This window comes from Rhizobium redzepovicii, from assembly GCF_019793435.1.
GTDB lineage: Bacteria > Pseudomonadota > Alphaproteobacteria > Rhizobiales > Rhizobiaceae > Rhizobium > Rhizobium redzepovicii.
The window spans coordinates 297,502-303,501 of record NZ_JAILYH010000009.1 but is presented as its reverse complement, the minus strand read 5'-3'; the positions used below and the strand labels follow the sequence as shown (position 1 = coordinate 303,501).

The window sequence follows — 6,000 nt, the reverse complement described above, 5'->3', positions numbered from 1 at the left end:
GGGCAGCCGCCAGCATCGTGCTCTTGCCGGCACCGGCAAAGCCGATCACCACGGCGATCTGAGCTGGACCCGTGACATGCTCGATCGCCTGGCGTTGTTCCGCCGACAGCCCCTGCCCCGGTGAAGGATTCCCCGCCTGGATCGATCTGTCCTGAGCGGCGATCGCAGCATCGACATTGCGCTTCGCCACACCGTGGTTTTGGCGCGCCTTCATCGCCACGGCGGCTGTTGCGATCGCGCCCTCGATTGCCACCATCTCGACCGTCGAATAGCGCGCCTCCCCGTCACGGCCGCGAAGGCTTGAACTGTCGGGCCTCAACTCGACCAGAGCCTTCGACGCCATGACCGCGGCAAAAGCATTCTGGAAGGTCTGCGGATCGTCGTTGATATAACGATGCAGAGCCCTGGCAATGTCATAGCGGTTGAAGACGCTCTTTTCGTTGGTAATCAGCTTCAGGATCTCATCCGGGCGCCTGCGGATGGTCTCGGCATTTCGCTCGGCCGATTGCGGTGAGATGCGCGCGCGAGAGACTGCCCCACCCTGACGATTGATCTCGGTCGCATGCACACCGACATGTTCGGTCGGCTCGATCGTGATCCCGGCTTCCAGATGCGAACGGTTGTCGATACGGATATCGAGGCCGGCCCTCTCAAGGTGAGAGTTGGCCAGATGCTCCCAAGCCTGGCGCAGTTCCTTCAGCTGCAGCTGCGATGGCGGCAGGTGGTTGGCGAGAAGCCACCTGTTCTCCCGCTCAAGCAAGGTCTTGTCGCCAAGACCGGCTTCTGTCAGCTGGCGCGTCGTCATCATCAGATGCGCATGGCTGTTTCTGATGTCGCTTCCCTCGCCTGGTCGATGGATCGCGAAGTCGACGGCAGCGCCATAGCGATTGGCGAGATAGAGCGCGAACGCACGCGTCAGCACCAGGCGTTGATCCGGCGTCAGTTCGTGCGGCAGGGCGACTTCGAATTCCCGGGCAATCCGGGCGTCACTTCGCTTCTCGGCACGCTCGGCGGCATTCCACAAGGCGGATCGCTTCATCGCCCAATAGCCAGAAGAACGAGCCGGCAAGACGATCTCGGCATGCTCGACACCTGTCCTGTTGCTAAAATCATGCGTCAGCCCATCGCGCTCGTTGGTCAGTCTCACGGCGGCGCGATAGGCGGCGGACGCGACAGCACTGCGCCCGCCACTACGGGCGATCGGCTTCATGCTGAAGTGATAGATCGCCATCACATGTCCCCTTGGTTAGCGGTCCGCCGGCCCGCGCTTTGAGTTGCGCCAGCAACTCGTAAGTGCGCCCTTGTGCCTTCGTCGCTTGGCTCCTTCGGGCACTGGTGGGAGCACGCGGCAATCTCCCGATGACCTCGTAAGCCGTTCACCCGGTCGCTTCCACGCGCAGATTTGCGGGTAGCCGACATGCACCCGTCGCTGCAGCATCCGGGCATGCGATCGTGTGCGGTCATTGTCCTGATGGCGCCGGGCCGATCGCTTATCGACGAGAAGGGAGACAACGACAGTGGCACGCAAAACCATTGGGGAACGGCTGGCGCAGCTGGAAGCGCAGCGAAAGACATTGCAGATCCGGCTCAGCAAGCAGGAGCGCGCCATCGACACTCGCCGCAAGGTGTTGATCGGCGCACTTGTGCTGCATCGGCTGGAGAATGATCGCGATGTGCAGATCGGCGGCGGACTGGCAGCCTGGCTCAGATCCGAATTGCCAAAATTTCTCACCCGCGATGGCGATCGGGATCTGTTCGACGATCTGCTCGAACCACGGCCGCACGACCCGTCTATTAGCAATATCGGCAACGGGAGCGCGGCATCATGATCCATGCCAACGAGATCAAGACCGCCTTCGCAAACATGATGCGCCTGGCGTCCCGCGATCCGCTCTGGGCGATCGTCGCCCTGATCACGTTTCCGCTGCGATATGCCAAGTCGTTTGTCATGGGTGCGGTCGGCTATTTGCTTGTCGTGTTCACCGTCTACTTCGGGATCGACTACCTCAGACGCGTGATCCTCGGCGGCAGCAGAGGTGACATCGTCTGGCATGTCGGCGACTGGGTGGTGATGGCCTTTGCCATCGTGCTGTTCATTCGATTGTTGTCGGTTCCGTTGATCACGCATTTTGGGACTGTCAGCGACGACACGCACGGGTCTGCGCGCTTTGCCGGCCGAAGAGAGATTGCGCCACTCACCAAGGCGGGCAGTGGCCTGCTGATCGGCCGCGCGCAAGGTTCCGGTCGCTTGCTGCGATATGACGGGCCGGCTCATCTTCTGACCATGGCGCCGACGCGCAGCGGCAAGGGTGTCGGCACCATCATCCCGAACCTTCTGACCGCCGACCGCTCGATCATCTGCATCGATCCGAAAGGCGAGAACGCGATCATCGCCGGTGATGCGCGCGAGACGTTCGGGCCGGTTCATATCCTCGATCCATTCGGCATCACCGGCAGACCTTCGGCTGCCTTCAATCCGATCGACGGCGTTGATCCAGACAGCGTCGATGTCGCCGAGGATGCGACGACACTTGCCGACGCACTCGTGTTCGACGAACCGGGCTTGTCAGGTGATGCGCATTGGAACGAGGAAGCCAAAGCGCTGATTGCTGGATTGCTGCTGCATGTGATCGCCAGCCAGCCAGACGACAGGCGCACGCTGACCACACTCAGGCATTTGCTGACGCTGGCGCCGGAAGCGTTCCGTGCCGTGCTGGACGAGATGCAGGCAAGTGACGCGGTCAACGGACTGATTGCGCGGGCTGCCAATCGCCACCTCGGCAAGTCGGACCGTGAGGCCAGCGGAGTGCTTTCGGCGGCCCAACGACACACGCATTTCCTCGACAGTCCGCGCATGACCGGGGTGTTGGGGCGATCGGACTTTCGGTTCGCTGACCTCAAGGCAGACAAGGCGACCGTGTTCCTGGTCTTGCCGCCAGACAGGCTTGCGGTCTACTCGCGTTGGCTGCGTTTGCTGGTGGCCCAAAGCCTGACCGAGATTGCGCGAACCCTACCCTCGCCGCATCCATCTGCGCCACCTGTTCTCTATCTGCTCGACGAGTTTACCGCCCTTGGTCATCTGGCGCCGATCGAACGGGCCATGGGATTGATGGCAGGTTACGGTGTGCAACTCTGGCCGATCATCCAGGACATTCATCAACTGCGCGCCACCTATGGCCAGCGTGCCGGCACGTTTCTGTCCAACGCCGGCGTGCTGCAAGTGTTCGGCGTCAATGATCACGACAGCGCCCGTCTGGTATCCGATCTGCTTGGCCAGGAGACCGTAGTGTTCAACACCGCGGCGCGCGCCCTCGATGCGGAAAGGACCGGCCTCTCCTTCGCCGAGCAGCATGTCGCCCGACCACTTCTGACGCCAGACGAAGTCCGCAACATGCATGCCAAGACCGAGCTGCTGTTCATCGCCGGCCAGCGGCCCATCGTCGCGACAAAGCTGCGCTATTATTCCGATCCGGAATTCGTCGGATTGTTCACTGCATCACAGATCTGACGAGGCGACATCACCAACGTGAATCGATCCAGCCGGATCGATTCACAAATGTCGTTGGACGCGGGCATCTGGTCTTTGCGATTCTGCCCGCATGACAGTTCAGCCCTATCGTCTCTACATCGAACGCATCGACCCATCGAAGAACATGGCCCGCTTTTATGCGCTGTCGATCGAGCCGAACCTCTTCGGCGGGACATCGCTGGTGCGCAGCTGGGGACGCATCGGCAGCCGCGGGCAGCAGAAGATCAATATCTTCGACAGCGAGGCAAAAGCCGTCGATCTCCTGCTCACCCTATTGCGCAGGAAGCGGTCGCGAGGCTATCGGGTCCTACGGTGATCCGCATCCGCGTCTCTTATGCCTGAGTGAAGGAAGAGACAGTTGAGTGAAGGAAGAGACGGCTCACGCCGCCTCCTCCTCGTCGCACTCCGGCTGCAGGGAATGCAGGTAGTCGAGCGCGCGCTGGGCATGTGCTGCCGCCGAGAAGATGGCACGCTTGTCGTTGCCCAGAACCTTGAGCCAGCCATCGAGATAGCATGCGTGGTCGGGGCGTGGTTCGAGCTCCGGGACAATGCCGAGATCGGCGCAGAGAAACGCGCTGCCGAGTTCGGCGATGAGCTCCTCGCGGGCACGATCGCTCCTATCTTTGGCGTAGCGGCTGAGATCGCGATCAAGCCTTTGCGGCGCGCCGGTCCAGTGCGTGATCTCGTGGCTGAGGACGGCGACATAGGAAGCATCGTCCCGGAAGGCATCTGGGCATGGCATCTGGATGTAATCACGCTGAGCGGCGTAATAGGCAGCCGATCCTCCGTGGCGGATCAGCGCCCCGGTATTGGCAAGGAAGCGGCCGGCATCGCCGATGCGGCTCATCGGATCCTGGTGAGGTGCGCCGTCGTCAAAGCGGCCATCAAGACCGGCGATCTGATCGGTATTGAACACCATGTAGGCTTTGAGGAATGGAATGTCCTGTTCGATCTCGGTCCCCGTCTCGGTCGTCTCGGTGCGGATGAACGAGCTGGCGAAGACCACGGTCGTGCCGGTTTCGCCCTTGCGAACGGCGCCGCCGAGTTCGATTGCCTGGCGAAACGTCATCCAGCGGGATGAGGCAAAGCCGCGGGCGATGGCTTCCGACCACAGCAGCAGGACGTTGATCCCGGTGTAAGGTTGGCCGTTGTGGCGCAGTGGCCGGCCGACCTCGACTGTCGCATGTCCCGTCGTCCAGGGTCTGGTCCATGGCCGCACGCCCTGTTTGAGATCGGCGATGATCGTGTTGGTGATGCGGCTGTAGATATCGGATCGTTGATTGGATTGCTGGCTGCTCATGTTGGAACCTCCGTTTCGAGGTCGCGGCCATCGCGACCTGCTACGGCGGTCCGAAAGCCGGGCTGCAAGCGCTGCCTGCACCCGCAGGGCCGCAACGAAGTGGAGGACGGCAAAGCCGTTGCCGGCGGCGCGAGCCTGGCAGGACCAAAAGCCGGGGCAGGACGCGATGGCCGCAATCAAAGGGGAGGTTCAGACGGAGGCGGACATGGCAGAATCGCGAGGCGGCGTCACATCGCCCGCATCCCAGATGAGCTGCGGCGAAGATGGCTTACCTGCCCGGCCGCGCCAGTGAGCGGGCGATAGGACGATGTCGTCGCGCGAGGCGGTTGGATCCTCTTTATTCCAGGCAACGCCAAGCCCGATCCTGAAGTCGATGCCCCTGACCGCCTTCAGCTCGAAGGTCCGGTTCGGCAGACCCTCGGTCCATTCCGGCGCAAAGCCGATGCCAAGGCCTGCCGAGACCAATGACACCAGCGAATAGGTGTCGTCGCAGCTATAGGCGATGTTGCCGGTCAGATCGTATTCCTCGAACTTCTCGTTGAAGTACCGTTCGGTATAGGAGAGGTTCTTACGATTGAAGGCGATGATCCTTTCCGAACGCAGATCGTCGATGGCGATCTCTCCCTGCCCGGCCAGTGGGTTGGTCCTGGCCACCGCCAACAGATACCGTTCATGGGCGATCGAGGAAAAGCGCAACGAGCCGATGTTTTCCACCGGCCGGATGAAGCCGAGATTGATCTGGCCGCTTTCCAGCCCGCGGATGATGTCGCCGGTATTGCCGCTTGATATATGGATGCGGATATCCGGGTACTTGCGGGCGATCTTTGAAAGAAACGCCGGCAGCACGCCGGTGGTCGCCGGATAGACGGTGCCGATCCTGATCTGCCTTATCGTCTTGCCGGCCACCGCCCTGGTGATCTCGGCGGACAGATCGACCTCGCTCAGGATCCCGACGCAGCGCTCGTGGAAGATCTCCCCTGCCCTTGTGAGTTCCACCCGCCTGGTCGAGCGGATGAACAGCGCGCAGCCAAGTTCGCGCTCCAGCGCCTGCACATGATTGCTGAGCGCCGGCTGGGCGATGCGCACCTTGGCGGCCGCCCGGCCGAAATGCAGTTCCTCGGCCACCGCGACGAAGTAGGAGAGCTGGCGTAGTTCCATTTGCACGTCTCCT

The 6,000-nt window shown here is 61.9% G+C and carries 5 protein-coding genes and 1 pseudogene; 3 read left to right on the top strand and 3 right to left on the bottom strand.

Annotated features, from left to right (window positions below; all coding sequences use genetic code 11):
- Positions 1–1,231: MobQ family relaxase (mobQ, locus tag K6N12_RS16960; protein ID WP_222148907.1), on the bottom strand; the 1,231-nt coding region annotated here is incomplete at its 3' end.
- 286 nt (positions 1,232–1,517) lie between these two features.
- Here mobQ and K6N12_RS16955 point away from each other — a divergent pair.
- From K6N12_RS16955 to K6N12_RS16945, 3 genes are all read left to right on the top strand, one after another.
- Positions 1,518–1,829, top strand: a complete 312-nt coding sequence (locus K6N12_RS16955; RefSeq protein ID WP_131711878.1) for a mobilization protein — start codon at positions 1,518–1,520, stop codon at positions 1,827–1,829.
- Positions 1,826–3,508 (top strand): type IV secretory system conjugative DNA transfer family protein, encoded by a 1,683-nt coding sequence (locus K6N12_RS16950; protein WP_222148906.1) that lies wholly within the window; start codon positions 1,826–1,828, stop codon positions 3,506–3,508. The genes K6N12_RS16955 and K6N12_RS16950 overlap by 4 nt, the downstream gene beginning before the upstream one ends.
- A gap of 91 nt (positions 3,509–3,599) precedes the next feature.
- Positions 3,600–3,845, top strand: a complete 246-nt coding sequence (locus tag K6N12_RS16945) for a WGR domain-containing protein (RefSeq protein WP_222148905.1) — start codon at positions 3,600–3,602, stop codon at positions 3,843–3,845.
- 63 nt (positions 3,846–3,908) lie between these two features.
- Here K6N12_RS16945 and K6N12_RS16940 read toward each other — a convergent pair whose 3' ends face one another.
- Positions 3,909–4,829 (bottom strand): ArdC family protein, encoded by a 921-nt coding sequence (locus K6N12_RS16940; RefSeq protein ID WP_222148904.1) that lies wholly within the window; start codon positions 4,827–4,829, stop codon positions 3,909–3,911.
- Between the two features lie 268 nt (positions 4,830–5,097).
- Positions 5,098–5,987, bottom strand: a pseudogene (locus K6N12_RS16935) (LysR family transcriptional regulator).
- Between the last annotated feature and the right edge of the window lie 13 nt (positions 5,988–6,000).

Bases quoted from the DNA above. Each gene is read 5' to 3' on its own strand.
- K6N12_RS16950 (WP_222148906.1), top strand. From the start codon at position 1,826: ATGATCCATGCCAACGAGATCAAGACCGCCTTCGCAAACATGATGCGC.
- K6N12_RS16945 (WP_222148905.1), top strand. From the start codon at position 3,600: ATGACAGTTCAGCCCTATCGTCTCTACATCGAACGCATCGACCCATCG.
- K6N12_RS16940 (WP_222148904.1), bottom strand. From the start codon at position 4,829: ATGAGCAGCCAGCAATCCAATCAACGATCCGATATCTACAGCCGCATC.